21 protein-coding genes are annotated in these 21,451 nt (G+C 62.9%); 18 read left to right on the top strand and 3 right to left on the bottom strand.

Going from position 1 to position 21,451, the window contains the following annotated elements; translation table 11 throughout:
• Positions 1 to 64: 64 nt before the first annotated feature.
• Both ACH196_RS03920 and ACH196_RS03915 read right to left on the bottom strand, forming a co-directional pair.
• A complete protein-coding gene (locus ACH196_RS03920) occupies positions 65 to 475 on the bottom strand; it encodes a hypothetical protein (RefSeq protein WP_396645107.1) in 411 nt (136 codons plus the stop codon).
• Between the two features lie 83 nt (positions 476 to 558).
• Entirely contained in the window at positions 559 to 1,815 is a 1,257-nt protein-coding gene (locus tag ACH196_RS03915) for a class I SAM-dependent methyltransferase (protein WP_396645106.1), read from the bottom strand.
• A gap of 383 nt (positions 1,816 to 2,198) precedes the next feature.
• Here ACH196_RS03915 and ACH196_RS03910 point away from each other — a divergent pair, with 383 nt between their 5' ends.
• Positions 2,199 to 2,327 (top strand): hypothetical protein, encoded by a 129-nt coding sequence (locus tag ACH196_RS03910; RefSeq protein ID WP_396645104.1) that lies wholly within the window; start codon positions 2,199 to 2,201, stop codon positions 2,325 to 2,327.
• Positions 2,328 to 2,432: 105 nt separating this feature from the next.
• On the top strand, positions 2,433 to 2,747 hold the full coding sequence (locus tag ACH196_RS03905; RefSeq protein WP_396645379.1) for a Dabb family protein: 315 nt from the start codon (positions 2,433 to 2,435) through the stop codon (positions 2,745 to 2,747).
• A 37-nt stretch (positions 2,748 to 2,784) separates the two neighbouring features.
• On the opposite strand, the gene ACH196_RS03900 is transcribed toward ACH196_RS03905, so the two are convergent.
• A complete protein-coding gene (locus tag ACH196_RS03900; RefSeq protein ID WP_396645103.1) occupies positions 2,785 to 2,946 on the bottom strand; it encodes a hypothetical protein in 162 nt (53 codons plus the stop codon).
• A 625-nt stretch (positions 2,947 to 3,571) separates the two neighbouring features.
• Between ACH196_RS03900 and ACH196_RS03895 the strand changes: the two genes are divergently transcribed.
• The 16 genes from ACH196_RS03895 to ACH196_RS03820 all read left to right on the top strand — a co-directional run bounded on the left by ACH196_RS03895 (position 3,572) and on the right by ACH196_RS03820 (position 21,448).
• A complete protein-coding gene (locus ACH196_RS03895) occupies positions 3,572 to 6,931 on the top strand; it encodes a M10 family metallopeptidase C-terminal domain-containing protein (RefSeq protein ID WP_396645102.1) in 3,360 nt (1,119 codons plus the stop codon).
• A gap of 377 nt (positions 6,932 to 7,308) precedes the next feature.
• Positions 7,309 to 7,500: a hypothetical protein gene (locus tag ACH196_RS03890; protein WP_396645100.1), complete on the top strand. Its 192-nt coding sequence runs from the start codon at positions 7,309 to 7,311 to the stop codon at positions 7,498 to 7,500.
• A gap of 79 nt (positions 7,501 to 7,579) precedes the next feature.
• A complete protein-coding gene (locus tag ACH196_RS03885; protein ID WP_396645098.1) occupies positions 7,580 to 7,777 on the top strand; it encodes a hypothetical protein in 198 nt (65 codons plus the stop codon).
• 375 nt (positions 7,778 to 8,152) lie between these two features.
• Positions 8,153 to 8,821 (top strand): bifunctional 4-hydroxy-2-oxoglutarate aldolase/2-dehydro-3-deoxy-phosphogluconate aldolase, encoded by a 669-nt coding sequence (gene eda, locus ACH196_RS03880; RefSeq protein WP_396645096.1) that lies wholly within the window; start codon positions 8,153 to 8,155, stop codon positions 8,819 to 8,821.
• Positions 8,822 to 8,883: 62 nt separating this feature from the next.
• Positions 8,884 to 9,702, top strand: a complete 819-nt coding sequence (locus tag ACH196_RS03875) for an SDR family oxidoreductase (RefSeq protein WP_396645095.1) — start codon at positions 8,884 to 8,886, stop codon at positions 9,700 to 9,702.
• Positions 9,703 to 9,728: 26 nt separating this feature from the next.
• Complete coding sequence (locus tag ACH196_RS03870; protein ID WP_396645094.1) at positions 9,729 to 10,772, top strand: zinc-dependent dehydrogenase; 1,044 nt, start codon at positions 9,729 to 9,731, stop codon at positions 10,770 to 10,772.
• Positions 10,773 to 10,786: 14 nt separating this feature from the next.
• Complete coding sequence (locus ACH196_RS03865; RefSeq protein ID WP_396645093.1) at positions 10,787 to 11,881, top strand: galactitol-1-phosphate 5-dehydrogenase; 1,095 nt, start codon at positions 10,787 to 10,789, stop codon at positions 11,879 to 11,881.
• A gap of 55 nt (positions 11,882 to 11,936) precedes the next feature.
• Positions 11,937 to 13,442, top strand: a complete 1,506-nt coding sequence (glpK, locus tag ACH196_RS03860) for a glycerol kinase GlpK (RefSeq protein ID WP_396645091.1) — start codon at positions 11,937 to 11,939, stop codon at positions 13,440 to 13,442.
• Between the two features lie 16 nt (positions 13,443 to 13,458).
• Positions 13,459 to 14,403: a shikimate dehydrogenase family protein gene (locus ACH196_RS03855; RefSeq protein WP_396645089.1), complete on the top strand. Its 945-nt coding sequence runs from the start codon at positions 13,459 to 13,461 to the stop codon at positions 14,401 to 14,403.
• A gap of 3 nt (positions 14,404 to 14,406) precedes the next feature.
• Positions 14,407 to 14,991, top strand: coding sequence for a glucose-6-phosphate isomerase (locus ACH196_RS03850; protein WP_396645087.1), 585 nt, complete (start codon positions 14,407 to 14,409; stop codon positions 14,989 to 14,991).
• A 23-nt stretch (positions 14,992 to 15,014) separates the two neighbouring features.
• Positions 15,015 to 15,950, top strand: a complete 936-nt coding sequence (locus ACH196_RS03845) for a phosphoglycerate dehydrogenase (protein WP_396645085.1) — start codon at positions 15,015 to 15,017, stop codon at positions 15,948 to 15,950.
• An 88-nt stretch (positions 15,951 to 16,038) separates the two neighbouring features.
• The gene (locus ACH196_RS03840) at positions 16,039 to 16,890 is read left to right on the top strand and encodes an MBL fold metallo-hydrolase (RefSeq protein WP_396645084.1); all 852 of its coding nucleotides are present in this window, start codon (positions 16,039 to 16,041) and stop codon (positions 16,888 to 16,890) included.
• Positions 16,891 to 17,013: 123 nt separating this feature from the next.
• Positions 17,014 to 18,060: a sugar ABC transporter substrate-binding protein gene (locus tag ACH196_RS03835; protein ID WP_396645082.1), complete on the top strand. Its 1,047-nt coding sequence runs from the start codon at positions 17,014 to 17,016 to the stop codon at positions 18,058 to 18,060.
• A 73-nt stretch (positions 18,061 to 18,133) separates the two neighbouring features.
• Positions 18,134 to 19,663, top strand: coding sequence for a sugar ABC transporter ATP-binding protein (locus ACH196_RS03830; protein WP_396645080.1), 1,530 nt, complete (start codon positions 18,134 to 18,136; stop codon positions 19,661 to 19,663).
• The gene (locus tag ACH196_RS03825; protein WP_396645078.1) at positions 19,660 to 20,640 is read left to right on the top strand and encodes an ABC transporter permease; all 981 of its coding nucleotides are present in this window, start codon (positions 19,660 to 19,662) and stop codon (positions 20,638 to 20,640) included. Before ACH196_RS03830 ends, ACH196_RS03825 begins: the two co-directional genes overlap by 4 nt.
• A 25-nt stretch (positions 20,641 to 20,665) precedes the next feature.
• Positions 20,666 to 21,448, top strand: coding sequence for an SDR family NAD(P)-dependent oxidoreductase (locus tag ACH196_RS03820; RefSeq protein WP_396645077.1), 783 nt, complete (start codon positions 20,666 to 20,668; stop codon positions 21,446 to 21,448).
• Positions 21,449 to 21,451 lie beyond the last annotated feature (3 nt).

Genomic DNA, 21,451 nt, shown 5'->3' with positions numbered 1-21,451 from the left:
ACTGCCCGCAAAAGCTTTCCAGCCGAGGTAGCCCTGCTGTCATGCCCGCATGACGCAGATGAAGTTACCGGATCGACGGCGAGGCAAGGCTGCTGCGCGAGCCTATCGCATTGTTGGTGCCTGGTGTCGGAATTCCGATCTGGTTGCCGCCGCCATAGGGGTTCTGTCCGACATTGCGTCCGAGCGGATCGATGGGCACCGTAACCGTCGGCGTGGCGTTGGGCTCGATTATGCCGAAGCCGGTATCGGGCGATGGATTCTGGATCGATCCGGTGGTCTCGTTGTCGATGATGCCGTTGCTGGAGCCCGGTGCGGCCCCGGAGTTGAATGAGCCTCCGGCGCCTGGATCCATCACCGACGGGCACGTGGCTTTTGGGTTGTTGATGACGTCGCCGCAGCTATCACTTGTCGTTTGCGCCCAGCCCGCGCTGGCGCCGGCAATCAGCATGGCTGTTGCCATAAAAAGTGTTTTCATCAGAGCCTCCTAACGCTCTCACATGGCCACCAAGGACCGCTTATGGAGGCAACGCGTCAGGGCAGGCTTGGTTTCGGGCGAACTCAGCTTCGGTAGATCACTTGTCTGACATCGATATATTCGGCGCGGAAGCCTGCCTCGCAATAGTGCAGGTAGAATTCCCAGAGGCGGCGGAAACGCTCGTCGAAGCCGAGCGGCACGATGCGTTCCCAGGACGACAGGAACCGGTCGCGCCATTCCGCGAGCGTGCGTGCATAGTCCTGCGCAAAGATGCGCTCGCGCGCCAGCCGCAAGCCTTGCTCCGCGCCGAGCGACTGGAGAATGCGCGGGGTGGGCAGCATGCCGCCCGGAAAGACATAACGCTGGATGAAATCCGGGCGGCTGCGGTAGATCGGATAGGCGGCCTCGTTGATGGTGATGATCTGCATGCCGGCGGTGCCGCCAGCCTTCAGGCACTGCTTCACCTTCGAGAAGAACACCGGCCAGTATTTTTCGCCGACTGCCTCGAACATCTCGATGGAGGCGATGCGGTCATAGGTTCCGGTCTCGTCGCGATAGTCCTGAAGCTTGATGGTCACCTTGTCGGAAAGCCCTGCGTCGGCGATGCGCTTTTGCGCGAAGTCGTGCTGCTCGCGGCTGATGGTCAGCCCGGTGACGCGGCAGCCAATCTCGCGAGCCGCGTATTCGGCGAAGCCGCCCCAGCCGCAGCCGATCTCCAGCACATGGTCCTTGCCGGTGATGCCGATGTCGGTCGCCAGCGCCCGGTATTTCGCGCGTTGCGCGCTTTCGAGATCGTTGGCGCCCTCGGAGTAGATGGCCGACGAATAGGTCATCGTCGGATCGAGCCACTCGCTGTAGAAGGCGTTGCCGAGATCGTAGTGGGCGGAAATATTGCGCTTCGACCCTTTTCGCGTGTTGGCGTTGAGCCAATGCCGGAAACGATAAAGGGTGGAAAGTATCCGGCTGGCGCCGCCAGCGACCTTTTCGCCCATATCCATGTTGACGACGAAGAGTTCAAGGAAACTGGTCACGTCCGGGCTGTCCCAGTCGCCGTCGAAATAGGATTCGGCGACGCCGATCGTGCCGCCGGTGAAGGCGCGGCCGGGAAGGCGCCAATTGTGCAGGGTCACCTCGGCCGCCGGCCCTTCCACCTTGCCTTCGATCTTGAAGCGCCGGCCCTCCGGCGTGTTGATGACCAGCGATCCCTGCGGCAGATGCAGGGCCGTCGCCAGAACACGGCGCGCCTTGCCCGGCAGGCTGCGGGCTATCTCCGAAAAATTGCGTTCCGTCAGGGCGACCACGTCGCCGACCATTCCGCGTATGTTGCGTTCCCCGCCCATCGTCTGCCCTTGCGCCGAACTTGTAGCCTGAATGCCTCTCCGGACGCACAATGGTATGAGACCAGGATTCCTGCAACCTCGTCTTGCGTCTCAATCATTCGCCGGCTTCGATGGATTCGTCGTCAAGATAATTTGCCGTAGGGCTGGTGACGGACTGCGGGGAATTCGCGCCTTTCAGCCAGCGTCTCAGCGCTTTCCAATGAATGGCTCACTACCTACGGCGTCTGTGAATGCGAACCTCATGCCGTCCTGTCTGGCGGCACCAATACGAACGTTTTGGTGCGTTTCTATTTCGAATGGCAGGTGATGACGGATGCTTTACCCTTGGCATGGCATGATCCGGCTGGCCTTGCTTTGGCCCTGTCGATTCGTCGGGAACGGATATGCGTTACGTGATCGGTATTTGCATTCTCACCGGTCTCATCATCTGGGATGGGTTCAACAATGAGGGCCGCTATCTCGATATCGCGCTGCGCTCCGTAAGCTCGCTGATCCGCTCCGTTGTCGGTTGACCTTCCGCATCGCTGCGCCTCCGCGCAGGATAGCGACGATCCGCTGCATTGACCCCGTTCGTCCTGCGCAGCAAAAAGCCGCGATTGACGATCACGGAGGCCGGGTTGATCCGACACATCGTATTTTTCAGCGCCGGGCGTCCGGAAGATGTGGCTGCGGTTGAAGCCGGCCTGCGCAAGCTGGCTCGCATTCCGCATTCAAGCCTGTTCGAAGTCTCCCGAAACATGAAAGTCGACCCGCTTGGTGATGCGGTCGACGTCGTTGTCTATGCCGAGTTCAAAGACGAGGCGGCGCTCGCTGCCTACAAGGCGCATCCGCTTTATGCCGAGACGACCCGCGAGGTCAGACCGTTGCGCGAGCTGCGGTTTTCGGCCGATGTCGTAGCGGCCGGATCAGTGAACGGAGCTATCGCGGGATAGCAATCGACAGCCGCCGCTGGGAGTTCGAAATGGTGCGTTACCACAGCGGGACAGGCGTGCGGTACCCGGGATAGGGGCAGAACCCGGCGTCATAGGCTCTGTCGCCACAAGGCGGTGAATAGGCTTCTCCGCTCTGTTCGGTGACGCAACCGGAGAGTGCCGAGACGATGGCCAGCATGGCGAGGAACGTGGTGCGCATCCGGCAGGCTCCGTTCGATTCCATATAATCATCGTCTTTCCGAAACCGCCGGCATGGCTGAGGCGACGGTGGCCAATCCGCGTAACGTAGGTTAGCGGCCCGTGCATGACCATGATGGCGGGAGGTCATCACGACAGCTTGAGACACGACTTGCAGCATCGCATCGAGTCACAATCTTCGCCGTCAAGGCAAGGCGCCCAGGTGCGGTAAATCGTGCGCCGTGCAACTCGCGTTTCTGTTGGTGGCTAAGCGCCGCCTGTTGCTTCCGAATCCCTCCGTTATGATGCCCGGCAGGCCTTTCGCGACGCCCAAATTGACCTTGGGGAAGCTTGAGAAACGTGCGTTGTCACGCATGCGAGTTCGGCAAAAACGCCTCCACCAGACTCTCAAAAAGATTACAGAACATACAGGAATCATAAGATTTTTTCCGTATCTTGACACAGGTGGACGCTGGCGAAATTGCATACCTAATTTGCTTGTCATGCAAACCGCTCGTCTATACAAATTTGGCCAGAGGGAACATTCGGCCTCCGGCTCGCGGAAGTTGAATGGGTGCCACTCCGATGGGGTGTCGGGCTTCGGTGTGGCCGAAAAAAACGTCCAACCAAAAGAATGGGACACCCAAATGCCTGTAGAAAATCTCGAATGGATGAATATCGACCAGACGCCGGACAATCCGTTCGGCAAGAGCACCGATTATGAGGCGTTTCTCGATTATCTCGGCGCCCTCAATCGCGATCTGACGCCGGAAATGGCCCAGAGCCCGATCCGTGTGAACGTGTCGGAACTGAATGACCATCCGGACTACAAGGCAGCCGCCATCGGAGCGCTGCAGCAATGGTCCAAGACGACGCCGCTGCAATTCGAGATCGTCGACGACCGGCCATTCGACCCGGATCTGGACTATCTGGAAGTGGTGAGCCCCGAACTCGGCGAGGAGGACGACGGCAGCGCCTTTTCGGCCGGCCGCTATGTCAGTGTCGGACAGCGCTTTCACGATACCGAACCGAACAGCAGCGAACCCGGCGGCTATCTCTTCAACACCTTCGTCCATGAATTCGGCCACGAATGGGGCCTGAACCATCCGGGTGTCTACAATTATGGCGGCCCCGGCGGCGACCAGATCAACTTTCTCAACGGCGCGACCTGGATCTACGACCAGCAGCGCTACAGCATCATGTCGTATTTCGATGGCATCGACGTCGGCGGCACCACGCGCTGGACGTCGACCACCCCGTCGGTCGGCGACATCGAGGCGGTCATCCGCCATTATTTCGCCACCGTCGACGCGAACGGCGACCGAACCTACCAGGACATCCAGCTCAACACGGGCAATGACCGCTACGGCTTCGGCAGCAACAAGCTGGGCTACGAACTGACAGCGGATGGACCCGGGCACAATATCGGCTTCGTCATCCACGACACTGGCGGCACGGATACGATCGACTTCTCCGGATCGACCGCAGGCACGCTGCTCGATCTCAGGGCGGGGCACTGGTCGAGCGTCAACGGCCATGAATACAATGTCACCATCTTCGACGGCCACAACGCCGACGCGACCGAATATTACATCGAAAAAGGCATCGGCAGCGCCTTCGCCGATATCATCATCGGCAATGACGGCGACAACGCCCTGGTCGGTGGTGACGGCGCCGACAAGATCGCCGGCCTCGGCGGCAACGACAAGATCAATGGTGGCAACCAGACCGACGTGATCTATGGCGGCACCGGCGACGACTACATCATCGGCGGCCTCGACACGCTGGACAGCCGCGACCGCAACAACACGCTGCCGCCCGTTACCGGTCCCGAAACCAAGGACGGCAACGACCGCCTCTACGGCGAAGAAGGTAACGACACGATCGACGCCGGCGCCGGCGACGATATTCTGGACGGCGGCGACGGCAACGACATCCTGCGTGGCATGGCCGGCGTCGACGTGTTCAAGGGCGGCGCCGGTGTCGACACTGTCGACTTCAGCCGCGAGAGCCCGTTCCAGTTGCTGGTCAATCTCGAGCTCAACATCGCCAGCGGTGGCACGGCTTCGGGCGATACGTTCTACAGCATCGAGAACCTGATCGGCTCGGACGACCGCATCGACCGCTTCATTGGCACTGGCGACGCCAATTATTTCCGCGGCCTTGGCGGCGGCGACGTCTTCAACGGCGGCGGCGGCAACGACGTGCTGGACGGCGCGCGCGACGGCGACGTGCTTTACGGCGATGCCGGCAATGACCGGATCATCGGCGGAGCGGGCCAGGACTACATCAATGGCGGCGCCGGCAGGGATACGGCAGACTATACGACCGGTTCGGACTCCAAGGCGATCTCCGGCGTGACGGTCAACCTCGCCACCGGCGTGGCCAGCGGCGGCGACGCAGAGGGCAACACCACGAAGGGCGTCCAGGGCGACCTCCTCGTCTCGATCGAGAACCTGACCGGTTCGAAATTCGCGGACGTGCTGACCGGTGACGACGGCGTCAACATCATCCGTGGCGCCGGCGGCAATGATTCGCTCTCCGGCGGTGGCGGCAAGGACCTGCTCGACGGCGGCGACGGCATGGACATGGTCGCCTTCTACGACAGCACGGTCGGTGTCACCGCCGATCTCACCCAGCCGGGTGAGGACACGCTGGTCTCGATCGAGGGATTTGCGGGTTCGGCCTTCGACGACAAGTTCACCGGCGACGCCGGCGCTAACGCGCTGGTTGGCCAAGGTGGCAACGACACGTTGATCGGCGGCGACGGCGATGACGTGCTCGACGGCGACTTCACCCCGATCCCGCCCACCGGCATCGGCATGGGCAGCGGCTACGCCACGCTCGATGGCAAAGCGAAGAACAACTCGCTTGCCACCGCCTATGACATCACCAACAACTTCACCGCAGCGGCCGATCCTGACATCTTCGATTCCGACACGGTTCCGCACACCACCGTGAACGCCACGGGCAATGGGCAGTCGGGCTTCTACAAGCTGACGCTGGAGAAGGGCGCGACGCTGTCGGTCGACATCGACCACATCGCCGATCCCGACGTGCACGACAGTTGGATTCTGCTTATCCGCGACAACGGCGCAGGCGGCGTGCTTGTCGCCAACAATGACGACAATGGCGGCGATCCGGGCTCGGTCTCAGGACGCGATTCGGCGCTGAACTACACGGTCACCCAGGCCGGCACCTACTACATCCAGGTCGGCGCCTGGGTCGACGGCGCTTCGCCGAGCGGCTTCTCGCCGACGGTGCCGGTGGGATCGACCTACGAGATCAATGTTTCGGTGGCGCCCGCCGATGTCGGCATGCCGAATGTCGGCTCGGCTGGTAACGACACGCTGTTTGGCGGCGACGGCAACGACACGCTGCTCGGCCGCGCCGGTGCGGATGTGCTGAACGGCGGCAACGGCGCGGACACCGCGTCTTATGCCGGGTCGCTGGCAGCCGTGGTCGCCAGCCTCGTCAACCCCGCGATCAATACGGGCGATGCGAAGGGCGACAGCTACATCTCGATCGAGCACCTGACTGGGTCGAGCTTCGACGACACGCTGCAGGGTAATGACAGCCGCAACATTCTCATCGGCGGCGCCGGCGACGATGCCCTCAAGGGCAATGGCGGCAACGACACCCTGGCCGGCGGGCTCGGCCAGGATACGCTGCACGGCGGCGCCGGGTTGGATGCGTTCCTGTTCGATACCGTGCCCGTCGAGCCCGCCAATGTCGACCGCATCCTCGACTTCGATGCGGCCGACGACGCGATCTGGCTGGATAACGCGGCCTATACCGCGCTGACCGCGCTGGGTGGTCTTGCGGCGGCGTCGTTCAAGGATACCGCCGACGGCGCCAAGGATGCAAACGACCGCATCATCTACAATTCGGCCAACGGCAATCTCTATTACGACGCCGATGGTTCGGGTGATGCATTCGGCAATATCAAGATCGCCAGCCTGACCGGTACGCCCGGCCTGACCGCGGCCGACTTTATCGTCGTCTGAGATCATCTCGACAAAGGAAGCCGGCGCCTCGCGCGCCGGCTTTCTGCCAACCCGCCAAGGACAAATCTCCGGCCGTGGCGGGCTATTCTCAATGCCGACTTGTACTTGCTGGTCCCGGCTATCGGTAAAATCGCCAATCGAGATTTCCCGCGCGAAGCAATTAGCCGCGCCAGGAGCGAGACGGGTGGACGCGGCAGGGGCAGTGCACGCATCAGGCGTAACGCCGAGGAGACAGATGGCCCCGCACACCACAGGTGTCTCCGTGTAACTTACACTTTCGGCGCTGGCCGCATCATCGCGCAGCAGGCATCATAATCTCATACCAATGCCGCCGTTCTGCTCATGCGCAGGCGGATCGCCGATCGCAGAGAAAAACAATGACCGACGAAGTTCGCCACGAAGCGGCCGACAGACTGGTCTACGTGCAGGCCATGCTGCTGGACCTCAAGGCGATCTGCGATTCGGAACGGTGCACGTTTCTCGCTCATCTGCTCGAGATGGCATATATCGAGGCCAGCGACGGCCTGCGCCACGTCGGAACGCAATCCAGCGGCCGCATTAAAAACTGAGCATTGGTTCAATTCCATCGACAATGCTTCGTTTTGTCTATACAAGAATCACGTCTAGCCTTGGCCAGAAGGCATCGTGATGATTCCCAAAACCGAGACCGGTCTGATGCTGAACCGCGCCTTCTTCGAGGGCCGTGGCGACGATTTCCTGAACATCTTTGCCGAATGCGTCGGGCGGCAGGAAATTGCCATAAGCGAGGAAGCGGTAGTCAATCTGCTGGAAACGGTCAGAAGCATCTCGCATACGAAGGCAAGGGCCGCAAGATTCGGCTGCTGACAGTCGGCTTGGCTATACCTGTCGGCATCGACCGGCAAAAAGCCCCGCCGCGGGGCTTTTGACGTTCTAGAGATCAGACTCCCACCAAAATCGACCGTCGCCATCGACGCTGCCATCCGGCCCGGATGTATGGCGAGAATCAGCTTACCGCCACGGAATCTTCGCGTCACAGAGCCCCGAAGAGGAGCAATGTCTGCAGCGGTTCGAGCGCACTCATGACATCCTCGCGGGGAAGCGGCAACGCGGAAACCTGCGTTCGAAACGTGACCTGCATGCCGTCGAAAAGCGGAGCTTTCGTAAGAAAATTATTTTTATGTGACTTGAAAGTTATAAAATTTGCTTTTATATCGAGTCATCGCCTGAAGGGAGGACGCTTTGGCCGAGATTGCGAGCGCTGAACGGCCCGTCGATCGGATACTGCCAGTCATCGCCGCCGGCCGGCTGTTGCCGGTGGTGGTTCTGGAGCGGTCGCAAGACGCGGTGCCGCTTGCCAGGGCGCTGGTCGAAGGCGGGCTTCTGGCCGCCGAGGTGACCTTTCGCACCGCTGCCGCCGCCAAATCCATCACGGCGATCCGCGAGGCGGTTCCCGAGATTCTGGTCGGCGCCGGCACGGTGACCTCGCTCGCCCAGCTCAACGAAGCGGTGGCGGCAGGTGCTGCCTTTGTGGTGACGCCCGGCTTCAACCCGCGCATCGTCGGCCGCTGCCTGGAGATCGGCATGCCGGTGGTGCCAGGCGTCAACGCGCCCGGCTTTGTCGAGATGGCGATGGAGTTTGACGTCGACCTGTTGAAATTCTTTCCCGCCGAAGCGTCGGGCGGCCCGGCCTTCATCACGGCCCTGGCCGGACCATATCCCGGCATCCGTTTTATCCCGACCGGCGGGATCGGCAGGAAAAACCTTTCGGACTATCTCGCGGTGAAGACCGTCATTGGCTGCGGCGGCTCATGGATGGTCGACCCTGCACTGACCGCCGCCGGAGACTTTGCGGCCGTCGCGCGGCTGACGCGCGAAGCGGTGGGGCTGGCCAAGGCGGCGCGACCGTAGCGCACGGCTGACGGCAGAAATTCCATCCCAGGATACTGAAACACTTCCAGGAGCAGGACATTATGAACAGCGGCAAGGAACTCAGCGGCAGGGTTGCGATCATCACCGGCGCCGCCTCAGGTATCGGAGAGGCTGTCGCGCGCATCTATTGCGAGAACAAGTGCAAGGTGCTGGGGGTCGACATCGACGCCGCGAGGCTCGAACGCGTCGCCGCGGAAATCCAGGCGGCCGGCGGCGAGTTCGTGCCTGTCGTCGCCGACGTGACCGGCGAAGAAACGGTGATGGCGTTCTTCAAAAAGGCGCACGACCTCTGGGGCAGCATCGACCTCTTGGTCAACAGCGCCGGTCGCGACTCGCTGGCGCCGCCCGTCACCCAGGTGACGCTGGAAGAATGGAACAAGACCATCGGGCCGAACCTGACGGCGGTGTTCCTGTGCTGCCGCGAGGCCTTCCGCTACATGGAAAAGCAGGAGAATGGCGGCCGCATCATCAACATGGGCTCGTCCTCGACCAGGGTGGCTTCCGGCCCCGGCCACAGCCCGTACCGCGCCTCGAAACACGGCATGCTGGGCTTTTCCAAGAACATCCTGCTCGAAGGCAAGGACAAGAAGATCGGGGTCACGGTGCTGAACCCGTCACATGTCAAGACGCCGATGACCGAGATCATCGACAAGGGCCTCTATGACGGCGACCTGCCGGCCTATGTCGACGGTTGGCTCGACGAAAAGGAGATGAAGGAGGGCATCCACGCCTCTTGCATCGAGGTCGACAGCGTCGCCTGGCTGGCGCTGTTCGTGGCCACCCGCACGCCTGACGTGACGATTCCGACAATCGCGCTCTATCCGACCCACAAGGCCCACCGCTACGGCATGGAAGTTTAGGGCACCGGACGGTTCGAGGATCAGCCATGAAAGCCGCAGTCTACCACAAGCCGGCCGACATCGCCGTCGAGGAACGCGATGTCTACGACATCCTCGACGACGAGATGCTTTTGAGGACACGGGCGGCTTCGATCTGCGGCACCGACCTCAGGATATTCAAGGCCGGTCATTTCAAGATACCTGGCGGGTCGAGCCGCGTGCTCGGCCATGAGGTGTCGGGCGAGATCGCTAGGGTTGGCAGCCTGGTGCGTGGCTTTCGCGAAGGCATGCGGGTGTCGTTCACACCCAATATAGGCTGCGGCCGCTGCGAGATGTGCCGGCAAGGCTACAACAACATGTGCCCCGACTACGAGGCTTTCGGCATCAGTGTCGACGGCGGCTTCCAGGAATACATGGTCGTGCCCAATATCGCGATCCGCGGCGGCAATGTGTTCGAGGTTGCAGAAAACCTGTCATTCGAGGAAGCCGCGGTCGTCGAGCCGCTGTCGTGCTGCTACAACGCCTTTTCCGGGCTGAAAGTGACGCCGGAAGACACCGTCCTCGTCATCGGCCCCGGACCGATCGGCGCCTGTTTCGTCCAACTTGCGAAAGCCTCCGGCGCGCGCAAGATCATCGTGGCCGGACGTCGCGACGAACGTCTGCGCGAGATGGAGAGGTTCGGCGCAGACATTACGGTCAATTCGCGCGACAAGGACCTCAAGGCCGAGATCGACAGGATCACTGCCGGACGCGGCGTCGACGTGGTCATCACCGCCGCTTCGTCGCCGGAACTGCAGCCGCTCGCCGTTGAATTGCTCGCCACGCACGGACGGGTGAATTTTTTCGGCGGCCTGCCCAAGGGCTCGCTTGCCGAGATCGACACCAACCGCGTCCATTATCGCGGCCTGACGCTGACTGGCACGACCGGCTCGTCGAACGAGGATTACTACCGCTCGATGCAACTGGTCGCCAACGGCCAGATCAACGTTCGCGACATCGTCAGCCACCGCTTCCCCATCGACGACATCGGCGCTGCCTTCGCGCTGGCGCAGACCGGGACGGTGATGAAGTCGATGATCGTCCACCACTGAGAGGCCCAGACGCGATGAGCGCAACGATCAGCGACTTCATGCAGGCGGCGGTACTGCATGCGCCCGGCGATCTTCGCGTCGAGCAGGTTCCGCTGCCGAAGAACCTTGGTGACGACGAGGTGCTGGTGCGGGTGATGGCGGCGGGCATCTGCGGCTCTGACATCGCCCGCGTCATGGTCACCGGCACCTACCGTTTCCCGACCATTCCAGGCCACGAGTTTTCTGGTATCGCCGAGGAGATCGGCCGCGGCGTGACCTCGGTGAAGAAGGGCGACCGCGTCGCCGTCGCGCCGCTGATGCCGTGCTTCGAATGCGACTCCTGCCGGCGCGGCAACTATTCGCTCTGCGACACCTACAACTTCCTCGGCTCGCGCACCGATGGCGGCTTCGCCGAATTCGTCAAGGCGCCTGCCAGCAACGTGATGAGGTTTCCCGACAATATCGGCTTCATGGAGGCGGCGACCATCGAGCCGGCCGGCATCATCCTGCACGGCATCCACAAGATCGACCTCAAGGCCGGGGATTCTGTCGCGGTGATCGGCGTCGGCGCGCTCGGTTATTTCGGCGTGCGCTTCGCAAAACTGTCCGGCGCCAAACCGCTGATCGCCATCGACATAGATGACGCCAAGCTGGAACTGGCGAAACAGGCAGGAGCCGACGTCTGCATCAATCCGGGCAGGGAGGATGCGGTCGCCCGGATTTTCGAGGAAACCGGCGGGCGTGGCGTCGACTTGGCGCTGGAGACGGCTGGCAACAATGCCGGGCGCGAATTGTCGATCGCAGCAGTGAAGAAGCAGGGCATGGTGCTGGTCTACGGCTCGGCGCATCACGACGTCGTCTTCAAGCCGGAACTGTTCGAGAAGATTCTGCGCCGCGAAATTCATGTTCTGGGTTCGTGGAATTCTTACTCCGTGCCGTTTCCAGGCAAGGAATGGTTCGACATCGTCAACTTTATCGCGGCGGGCGACCTGTCCAGCACGCCATTGATCACCCATGTGCTGCCGTTGTCGGAAGCGCCGGAGACGTTCAGAAAGCTCGCGGACCGCAGTTTTGGTCCCTACGGAAAGATCCTGTTCGCGCCGAACGGCGTGGACGCACTGAAGCAATGACGGCTGCCGGGAGGAGCCTGCACGCGCAGGCCGGCGGACAGGACGGGAGGGACGGATGCCCCAGAAGAAATATGTGATGGCCTTCGATGCGGGAACGTCGAGCAGCCGCGCGATCATTTTCGACCGGCAGGGCGACATCGTGGCCATCGGGCAGCGCGAGTTTCCGCAGATCTATCCCAGGCCGGGTTGGGTCGAGCACAACCCGATGGACATCTGGCACACCCAGCTTTCGGTCGCCGCCGAAGCGCTGAAGAAGGCCGATATTCGCCCCGACGAGATCGCGGCGATCGGCATCACCAACCAGCGCGAGACGACGGTGGTCTGGGACCGCGCCACCGGCAAGCCGCTGATGAACGCCATCGTCTGGCAGGACCGGCGCACCGCCGGCTTCTGCGACGAGTTGAAGGCGAGGGGGCTGGAGACCTATGTCCGGGAAACCACCGGGCTGGTCATCGACGCCTATTTTTCCGGCACCAAGATCAAGTGGATACTCGACAACTTGCCCGGCGCCCGCGAGCGGGCGGAGCGCGGCGAACTAGCCTTCGGCACCATCGATTCCTGGCTGATCTGGAACCTGACCGGCGGCAAGGCGCATGTCACCGACCACTCAAATGCCTCGCGCACGCTGCTGCTCGACATCCGCTCGGGCACCTGGGACGACCGGTTGCTCCGGGAGATCGACGTTCCCCGGCAGGTGCTGCCGGAGATCAGGAACTCCAGCGAGATTTATGGCGTCACCGACCCCGATCTGTTCGACGGCGTGAAGATTCTCGTGGCGGCGGCGATCGGCGACCAGCAGGGCGCGCTGTTCGGTCAGTCCTGCTTCGAGGGCGGCATGGTGAAAGTGACCTACGGCACTGGCGGGTCGCTGCTGATGAACACCGGCCCCAGGCCGATGCCCTCGACCAGCGGCCTGCTGACGACCATCGCGTGGAGCCTCGACGGCAAGATCGAATACGCGCTGGAGGGCCTGCTGTTCACCGTCGGGTCGGTTGTCCAGTGGCTGCGCGACGAGTTGCAGATCATCCACGATGCGGCTGAATCCGAACACAGCGCCAGCCAGGTGCCCGACACCAACGGCGTCTATGTGGTGCCGGCCTTTACCGGCCTCTCGGCGCCTTATTGGGACCAGTATGCGCGCGGAACCATCGTAGGCATCACCCGCGGCGCCAACCGCGACCACCTGATCCGTGCCGCGCTGGAATCGATGGCCTACCAGATCCGCGACGTCATCGGCTGCATGGAGGCCGATTCGGGCATCCGCAACACGGAGCTTAAGGTGGATGGCGGCGCGGCGATGAACAATTTCATCCTGCAGTTCCAGTCCGACCTGCTCGGCGTCAACGTGCTGAGGCCGAAGATCGTCGACACGACGGCCAGGGGCGCGGCCTTCCTGGCCGGCCTGGCGACCGGATTCTGGAAGAGTCGCGAAGAGCTCTCGCACGCTTTTTCGCTCGACCGCGAATTCACCCCGGCAATGTCGCGCTGCGATGCCGACCGACTCTATGCCGGCTGGCGGCGCGCCGTCGAACGCTCCCGCGACTGGGAAGAGCACGCATAGAAGGATTATTGGCCGCATGACCGCCAATCAGCAACAAACGCTCTATTTCGTCGGCGTGACGACCGGGCAATCGTCGATCCTGAAAGTGTTTCCGCGCTGGTGCCAGGCGTTGGGTCTCGACGCGGCGATCAAGGGCATCGACATAGCGCCCAATTCGGCGCCGGAAATCTACCGCGAAGCAATCATGCGCATTCGCGACGATGTCCGCTCGCCGGGCGCGCTGATCACCACGCACAAGCTCAACGTCTGGCAGGCGGCGCGCGACCTGTTCGACGACGTCGACGACACGTCGCAGACGCTGGAGGAGATCAACAGCGTCTCGAAACGCGGCGGCAGGATGATCGGCCACGCCAAGGACCCTATCACCGTCGGCTTTGGTCTGGAGGCGATCGTCGAGGCCGGATACTGGAAGAGATCCGGCGGGCACATGCTGATCCTCGGTTCGGGCGGATCCGCGCTGGCGCTGACTCTTTATCTGCACAATCGCAGGGCGGCGGGCGGCGACGTGCCGGAAAGAATCGTGGTGACGGCGCGCCGCCAGCTTAGGCTGGACGAGATGCGGGAGGTCCACCGCCGCATCGGTTTCTCGATCCCGATCGACTATCGGCTGGCGCCGTCGGCCGAGGACGGCGACGCGGTCGTCGCGGAGCTGCCGGAGGGATCGATGATCATCAACGCCACCGGGCTCGGCAAGGACGCGCCGGGATCGCCGCTCTCCGATGCCGTGGTCTTTCCGCGGCATGGCATCGCCTGGGAGTTCAACTATCGCGGCAACCTTGTCTTTCTCGATCAGGCGAAGCGCCGCGCCGCCGCCGACGAACTCAGGGTCGAGGATGGCTGGGTCTATTTCATCCACGGCTGGACGCGGGTCATCGCGGAAGCCTTCGACATCGACATCCCCGTTGCTGGGCCGGAATTCGGCCGGCTCAGCCGGATCGCCATGGAAGCCACAAGGAGCTGAAAAATGTTCAACGTCGCCAACGTCAAATCCACGCTCATCGACTTCGACCTGGTCTCAGGCCTGTCCAAGGGCAAGGAGCCGATCCGCCGCAACCTGTCGAAGATGAAGGGCATCTTCTACGACCGCGACGCCTTCGATGCCGAGGTCAGGAAGGACGACCGGCTGGTCTACGAGTTCTTCGATATGGGCGTTCCGGAAACCTCGGGCGACGTCGCCTACGGCACAAGCATCACCTATCCCGGCAAGATCGGCGACGAGTTCCACATGACCAAGGGACATTTTCACACCGTGCTCGACACCGCGGAGGTCTATTACTGCCTGCGCGGCCACGGCCTGATGATGATGGAAAACCCGGAGGGCGAGGTCGAGGTGCAGGAACTGGTGGCCGGCAAGGCGGTGTATGTGCCCGGCCGCTATGCCCACCGCTCCATCAACGTTTCGGCGAACGAACCGCTGATCACCTTCTTCGCCTTTCCGGGGCATGCCGGCCACGACTACGGCACCATCGAGACCAAGGGATTCCGCAAGCTGGTGGTCGAGCGCGACGGCAAGCCGACGCTGATCGACAATCCGCGCTGGCAGAGCTGACCTCTTCATCCGGAGCGACGATCATGAAGGGGCGGGTCGCGATCACGCCGCGCTCGATGTCCGAGGCCGGGCATCCGGCGCTGGGGCTCCTGTCGCAAAGCGGCTACGAACTGGTGTTCCCGGCGCCGGGACGTCAGCCGACCGAGGCCGAGTTGATGGCCTCGCTGCCTGGCTGCGTCGGCTATCTGGCCGGTGTCGAGCCGGTGAGCCGAAAAGTCATCGAGATGAGCCGCGACCTTCGCGTGATCAGCCGCAACGGCGTCGGCATCGACAATATCGACCTCGATGCCGCCCGCTCCCGGGGCATCGTTGTGGAGAAGGCGCTCGGCGCCAACACGCGTGGCGTGGCCGAACTCGCCATGGCTCTGATGATGTGCGGCCTGCGCCATGTCTCCTGGTCTGACCGCGTGCTGGGTGCGGGAGAATGGAAACGCAGGAAGGGCCGCGAGGCGTTCGGCCGGACGCTGGGCATCGTCGGCTGCGGCGCGATCGGCCGGGCGCTGGCGCAGATGTGCCTGTCCATCGGCATGAAGGTGCTGGGCTACGACCCGGTTTGGAAGAACGACGGTTCGCTCGGCCCGTATTTCAGGCTGGTTGGGCTCGACGAACTGTATGCGGAGGCGGAGATCGTCTCGCTGCATTGTCCGCCCGGCGCTCGACCACTGGTCGACGCGGCGGCGATCGATGCGATGCGTCCGAACGTGCTGCTGATCAACACGGCGCGGGCCGAACTGATCGACGGCGAGGCGCTGCTTGCGGGGTTGAATTCCGGCAAGGTGGCAGCCTTCGCCACCGACGTCTACCAGACCGAGCCGCCGATGCTGAACGACCTGCTCCGGCATGAGAACGCGATCCGCACGCCGCATGCAGGCGGGCTGACCGAGGAGAGCGTGGATCGAGCCACACGGATCGCGGTGGAGAACCTGCTGCGGGTGCTGGAAGGGCATGGAAGCGCATAGCTGACCAGTCGGTGATGTAGCGGCCGCACTACGGGCTTCGGTTTGCTTGAAGCGGCGAGGGCGCACCCCAATCGAGAACGGAACCACCATGGCAGTCACCAAAACGCCGATCGAGGACGTTGCCGGGGATTTCCACCGGCCCGCCGAGCACGACGGCGTCGCGCTGTGGTGGCTGGGACAGGCCGGTTTTCTGCTCCGCCACAATGATCTCAGACTGGCCGTTGATCCCTATCTTTCGGACTCGCTCGCCGAAAAATATCGTGGCACGCCGTTTCCGCATCGCCGCATCATGGCGGCGCCGGTGGCGGCGGGCGCGCTGACAGAACTCGACTTTGTGTTCTGCACGCATAGTCATACCGACCATATGGATCCCGGCACCTTGCCGGACATGGCGCGGGCCAGCCCGCGCTGCCGTTTCGTCGTGCCAGCGGCCGAACGCATGAAGGCGATGGAGCGTGGGGTTCCGCCGGACCGGCTGATACTGGTCGCTGCCGGCGACGTGGTCGTCCTGTCCGGAAATTTTTCGGCCGCGGTAGTACCCGCCGCGCATGAAGAGCGCTGGCAGGACGGGGAGGGGCACGACTTCTTCCTCGGCTACAAATTCCGGGCGGGCGAGAAGGCCGTCTATCATTCCGGCGATTGCGTTCCGTTCGACGACCTGGGGGATTGGCTCGGCGTCGACTCGATCGACGTCGCGCTTCTGCCGGTCAACGGCCGCGACGCGCGCCGCAAGGCGAACGGCATTCCCGGCAATTTTCACCTTTTGGAGGCGATCGCCCTCTGCCGGAACGCCGCCATCCCGCTGCTACTCGGGCATCATTTCGGCATGTTCGATTTCAACACGATCGAAGTTGAGGCCGCCCGGTCTGAAATCCGGTCGCTCGGTGCTTCATCGTATGCCGAACTCATCCAGCCGATGACGCGATACGACATCCGGTAACTTACGATCACTCGATACAAAAGTTAATTTTATTCCTGTTGACAGGTAAGGAAGTTAATTTCATACTGATGCCGACTGATGAAAGTCCGGCCCGGGAGACGGCCGATCGCGGAGGAGATGACAGTGAAACGAGCTACCCGATTCCTGGCCCTTGCGGCCTTCCTGGCAACGTCGACCGCAGCGCTTGCTCAGACGGCATGTGACTATACGGCGCCGACACCGCTCAAGGCTGGCGCGCAGGCGGATATCGCTACGGCGAAATATGACGGCGGCAAGATCAGGATCGCCTATCTGCCGATGGGCACCGAGTTCAACTACCACGTCGCGCTGAGCGAGGGCATCAAGAGCGTCGCGGCGGCCAGCGAGGGTGTCGAATCCTTCCTGCTGTCACCCTATTCGGGATCGGACCTGGCGGGCCAGATGGGCATGCTGCAGGACGTGACGGCCCAGGCCGATGTCGACGCCATCATCCTGATCAGCTTCGACGAGCACGCGCTGGCCCCTCTGGTCAAGGAAGCGGTCAACGCCGGCAAAGTGGTGGTCATCATCAATTCCGACATTCCGGATTTCCCGACCCCGGTGCATGGCGTGATCGGCGTCAATCAGCGCAAGGTCAACGCTGAACTGGCAAAATGGGCGCAAAAGCGCGACGGCGGCGAAGCCCGCAATGTCGGCATCCTTGACGGCGAGCCCGGCTATCTCGCCACGGAGCGCGCCGGCGGCTTCACCGATGGCATCGAGGGCAGCAACTGGACGGTCTCGGCGCGCATCAACGGCGGTTGGAGCGTCGAAAAGGGCAACACAGCCGCCATGGACCTCATCCAGGCCAATCCCGGCGTGCAGGTCATCTATGCGTCGAACGACTATATGGCGCTGGGGGCCGCCCTTGCCGCGAAGGCGCTCGGGCGGAGCGATCTCGAAATCTACGGGTATGACGGCGACACCGGCGCGCTGGAGAATGTCGCCGCGGGCGAAGGGATAACCGCCACGACCGATACGTCGCCGGTCATCATGGGCCGGCAGGCCGCATGCTTCGTCATAGATCTGCTGCGCAACAGGAAGCAGGGCGGATACGTCAACACGCCGACCCGCATCGTCAGCAAGGACAATGCGGTCGAGGTGCTGAAAAAGGCCCAAGACCTCTTCCCGCAGCCGGCCAAGGCTTACTGATTTCTCCCAGGCAACTCGGGTGGCCGATCTTCCGGCCACCGTCTTTTCCAGTCGGGCTGAGGAGGGCCGGACCATGCAGACGGTGCAAGCCCCGCTCTGGGAACTGGTCGGCATAACCAAATCCTATCCGGGTGTGCGCGCCAATAACGGCATCTCGATCACGCTCCGCTCGGGCGAGATCCATGCGCTGCTCGGTGAAAACGGCTGTGGCAAGTCCACGCTGATCAAGATCCTGTCCGGCGTCGTTCAGCCGGACGGCGGTGAAATCCGGCTGCGCGGCAGGCCGGTGACCCTGGCCAATCCCATCGCCGCGCGGCGCGACGGCGTGGCGACGGTGTTCCAGGAATTCTCGCTGGCGCCGACGCTTTCGGTGGCCGAGAACATCTTCCTTGGCTGCTACCCGAAGCGTGGTCCGCTGATCGATTGGAAGAGGATGCGCGGCGAGGCGCGCCGCATCCTCGACGGCCTCGAGATCGGCATCGACCCTGACCGGCTCGTCGCGGAGCTTTCGGTTGCGGAGCAGCAACTCGTCGAAATCGCCAAGGCTGTGTCGATCGACTCGACGCTGCTGATCCTCGACGAGCCGACCACCGCCCTCGGCCAGCAGGAGATCGCCGCGCTGCACGTGCTCCTGCGCCGCATGAAGGCACGCGGCGTCGCTATCCTCTACATCTCGCATCGCCTCGACGAAGTCATCGACCTGGTCGACACGGCGACCATTCTCAAGGACGGGCGCGTCGTCTGCTCGGCCGCGGAATCGACGCTCGACATTGGCGACATCGTCGAAAAAATGATCGGGCACGACGTCAAAGAACACTATCCGAAGCAACGCAACGCGCGGCAGGCGATCACGCTCGAGGCGCGCGGCCTGAGTTCGGACCGCGGCGCGCGCGACGTGACCTTCTCGCTGAAGCAAGGCGAGGTCTTCGGCCTTGGCGGCGTCATCGGGTCCGGCCGCACCGAGATCGCCCGGGCGCTGTTCGGCGCCGACCGGATCACCGGCGGCGAGATCGTGATCGACGGCAAGCCGATGGTGCCGCGCTCCACCCGCGATGCGATCGCCGCGGGCCTGGCCTTCGTGCCGGAGAACCGAAAGTTCGACGGCCTGTTCTTCAACTTTTCCGGCGGCCCCAACATCACCTCGGCGCGCCTCGCCGCGATCTCGAAAATGTTCCTGCTCGACAAGCGCAAGGAGCGGGCGGCCGGCCGGCGCTACATTGAGGAGCTGGAGATTTCGCCGCTCGCCGCAAGCAAGTCGGTCGGCCAGCTTTCCGGCGGCAACCAGCAGAAGATCGTCATTGCGCGCTGGCTGTTCGCCGGCTCGAAGGTGCTGATCCTCGACGAACCAACGCAAGGAATCGACATCGGCGCCAAGCTCGCGGTCTACCGGCTGATCAACGAACTGACGCGGCAGGGCCGCTCGGTGATCCTCATCAGTTCCGACCACGCCGAGCTGATCGCCATGAGCGACCGCATCGGCATCGTGCGCCACGGCACCATCATCGACATCCGTGACGCCGCCGAGGTCGATCATGCGATGCTTGTACGCGCCTCGACGCATTCATCCAGCCACGAAATGCAATTCGAGGAGGAGCCCGCATGAAACGCCGCTCTGTGCTGAGCCGCATCGCAGGCCAGGATTTCATCGGCCCGCTGCTGGCGCTGCTGGTCATCGTGGCGATCGTCGCGATCACCACGCCGGCCTTTCTCGAGTTGCAGAATTTCCGCAACATCGCGCTGCAGATCTCGATCCTGTCGATTGTGGCGATCGGCTCGATCATCGTCATCATCACCGGCGGCATCGATCTCAGCCCCGGTTCGATGATCGCGTTCCTGACCATGTGCCTGGCGGTCTTCATCAAGAACCAGGATATGGATTTGGCGCCGGCGATCGTTCTCACCATCCTCATCGGCTGCGCGCTCGGCCTGCTCAACGGGTTCCTGGTGGCCTATCTCAGGATTCCTGCCTTCATCGTCACGCTGGCCGGCCTGTCGGGTTTCAAGGGTCTGGCGCTGATGCTGAACGGCGGCACGCCCGCCTTCTCATTGTCCGAGCAGCTTGGGCAGGTCTTTTACGGGACGTTCCTCGGCCTGCCGCTGCCGTTCTATTATGTCGTTGGCTGCTATGCGCTGTTCACCGTGATCATGGAGCACACAAAACTCGGCCGCGAGATCTACGCCGTCGGCGGCAACGAGTCGGCGGCGCGGCTCTCCGGCATCAATGTGTCACGGGTGCGGTTACTGGCCTTCGTGTTCGCCGGCGCCTGCACCGCCTTCGCCGCCGTGCTGCTCGCCTCGCGCCTGAACTCCGGCTCGCCCAACTATGGCAGCCTGATCGAGTTGCAGGCAATCGCGGCCGCCGTGGTCGGCGGGGCGAGTCTTGCCGGCGGCCGCGGCCGTGTCGTCTCCACGCTGATCGGCGCGCTGATCATCATCATCGTGCAGAACGGCCTCAACCTCAACGCCGTCTCGACCTCGATGCAGAGCCTGACCATCGGCCTGATCATCCTGATCGCCGTCGGCCTCGACGTCTGGCGCGGGCACCTTGCGCGCTACATCAGGCCGGGAAGCCTGGCCTGAAGCCCCAAAACGAAGGAAGCAAAAGATGGATTTCGGCATCACCGGCAAGGTGGCCATCGTCACCGGCGGCAGTTCGGGCATCGGCAAGGCGATCGCCCAGGCCTTTCACGACGAGGGCGGCATCATCATCATCAACGGCCGCGACGAGGCCAAGCTCATGGCCGCCTGCGCCGACATTGGGCCGCGCGCCCACGGCATCGTCGCCGACCTGGCCAAGCCGGACGGTGCCGGCATACTCAACGCCTTCGCCAAGAAATTCGGCGACGTCGAGTATCTGGTCAACAACATCGGCATCTTTGAATCCCAGGATTTTTTCGAGATCCCCGACGCGCGCTGGCACGAGTTCTTCGAGGCCAATGTGATGACCGGCGTGCGCATAACCCGCGCCGTGATGAAGGACATGCTGGCGCGCGATTCCGGCTCGATCGTCTTCATCTCCTCCGACGCCGGCGTCCGGGGCATTCCGTGGATGGCGCACTATGCCATGACCAAGGCGGCGCAGTTCGGCGTCTCGCGGTCGCTCGCCGAACTCGCCAAGGGCACCAATGTCCGCGTCAACAGCTTTCTGCCGGGGCCGACGGCGACCGATTCCGTGCAGACCTATTTCGGCGGCATCGCCGAGCAGGAAGGCAAGACGGTCAACGATGTGATGACCGGCTATTTCAGGGACCATGAGCCGAGTTCGCTGATCCAGAGGCTGATCGATCCGGCCATGCATGGCCGCGCCGTGGTGGCTCTGGCGGCCAACCCCGCCATGACCGGCACCGCGCAGCGCTGCGACGGCGGCATCATCCGCTCGTCGATCTAGAAG

Source organism: Mesorhizobium sp. IMUNJ 23232 (assembly GCF_044326205.1).
GTDB lineage: Bacteria > Pseudomonadota > Alphaproteobacteria > Rhizobiales > Rhizobiaceae > Kumtagia.
Note: the sequence above shows the minus strand (reverse complement) of the source record. Positions and strands in the feature narration are given on the sequence as shown.

Bases quoted from the DNA above. Each gene is read 5' to 3' on its own strand.
- ACH196_RS03875 (WP_396645095.1), top strand. From the start codon at position 8,884: ATGAACAGCGGCAAGGAACTCAGCGGCAGGGTTGCGATCATCACCGGC.
- ACH196_RS03890 (WP_396645100.1), top strand. From the start codon at position 7,309: ATGACCGACGAAGTTCGCCACGAAGCGGCCGACAGACTGGTCTACGTG.
- ACH196_RS03825 (WP_396645078.1), top strand. From the start codon at position 19,660: ATGAAACGCCGCTCTGTGCTGAGCCGCATCGCAGGCCAGGATTTCATC.
- ACH196_RS03830 (WP_396645080.1), top strand. From the start codon at position 18,134: ATGCAGACGGTGCAAGCCCCGCTCTGGGAACTGGTCGGCATAACCAAA.
- ACH196_RS03865 (WP_396645093.1), top strand. From the start codon at position 10,787: ATGAGCGCAACGATCAGCGACTTCATGCAGGCGGCGGTACTGCATGCG.
- ACH196_RS03885 (WP_396645098.1), top strand. From the start codon at position 7,580: ATGATTCCCAAAACCGAGACCGGTCTGATGCTGAACCGCGCCTTCTTC.
- ACH196_RS03820 (WP_396645077.1), top strand. From the start codon at position 20,666: ATGGATTTCGGCATCACCGGCAAGGTGGCCATCGTCACCGGCGGCAGT.
- ACH196_RS03920 (WP_396645107.1), bottom strand. From the start codon at position 475: ATGAAAACACTTTTTATGGCAACAGCCATGCTGATTGCCGGCGCCAGC.
- ACH196_RS03915 (WP_396645106.1), bottom strand. From the start codon at position 1,815: ATGGGCGGGGAACGCAACATACGCGGAATGGTCGGCGACGTGGTCGCC.
- ACH196_RS03840 (WP_396645084.1), top strand. From the start codon at position 16,039: ATGGCAGTCACCAAAACGCCGATCGAGGACGTTGCCGGGGATTTCCAC.
- ACH196_RS03910 (WP_396645104.1), top strand. From the start codon at position 2,199: ATGCGTTACGTGATCGGTATTTGCATTCTCACCGGTCTCATCATCTGG.
- ACH196_RS03845 (WP_396645085.1), top strand. From the start codon at position 15,015: ATGAAGGGGCGGGTCGCGATCACGCCGCGCTCGATGTCCGAGGCCGGG.
- glpK (WP_396645091.1), top strand. From the start codon at position 11,937: ATGCCCCAGAAGAAATATGTGATGGCCTTCGATGCGGGAACGTCGAGC.
- ACH196_RS03895 (WP_396645102.1), top strand. From the start codon at position 3,572: ATGCCTGTAGAAAATCTCGAATGGATGAATATCGACCAGACGCCGGAC.
- ACH196_RS03850 (WP_396645087.1), top strand. From the start codon at position 14,407: ATGTTCAACGTCGCCAACGTCAAATCCACGCTCATCGACTTCGACCTG.
- ACH196_RS03855 (WP_396645089.1), top strand. From the start codon at position 13,459: ATGACCGCCAATCAGCAACAAACGCTCTATTTCGTCGGCGTGACGACC.
- ACH196_RS03900 (WP_396645103.1), bottom strand. From the start codon at position 2,946: ATGCGCACCACGTTCCTCGCCATGCTGGCCATCGTCTCGGCACTCTCC.
- ACH196_RS03870 (WP_396645094.1), top strand. From the start codon at position 9,729: ATGAAAGCCGCAGTCTACCACAAGCCGGCCGACATCGCCGTCGAGGAA.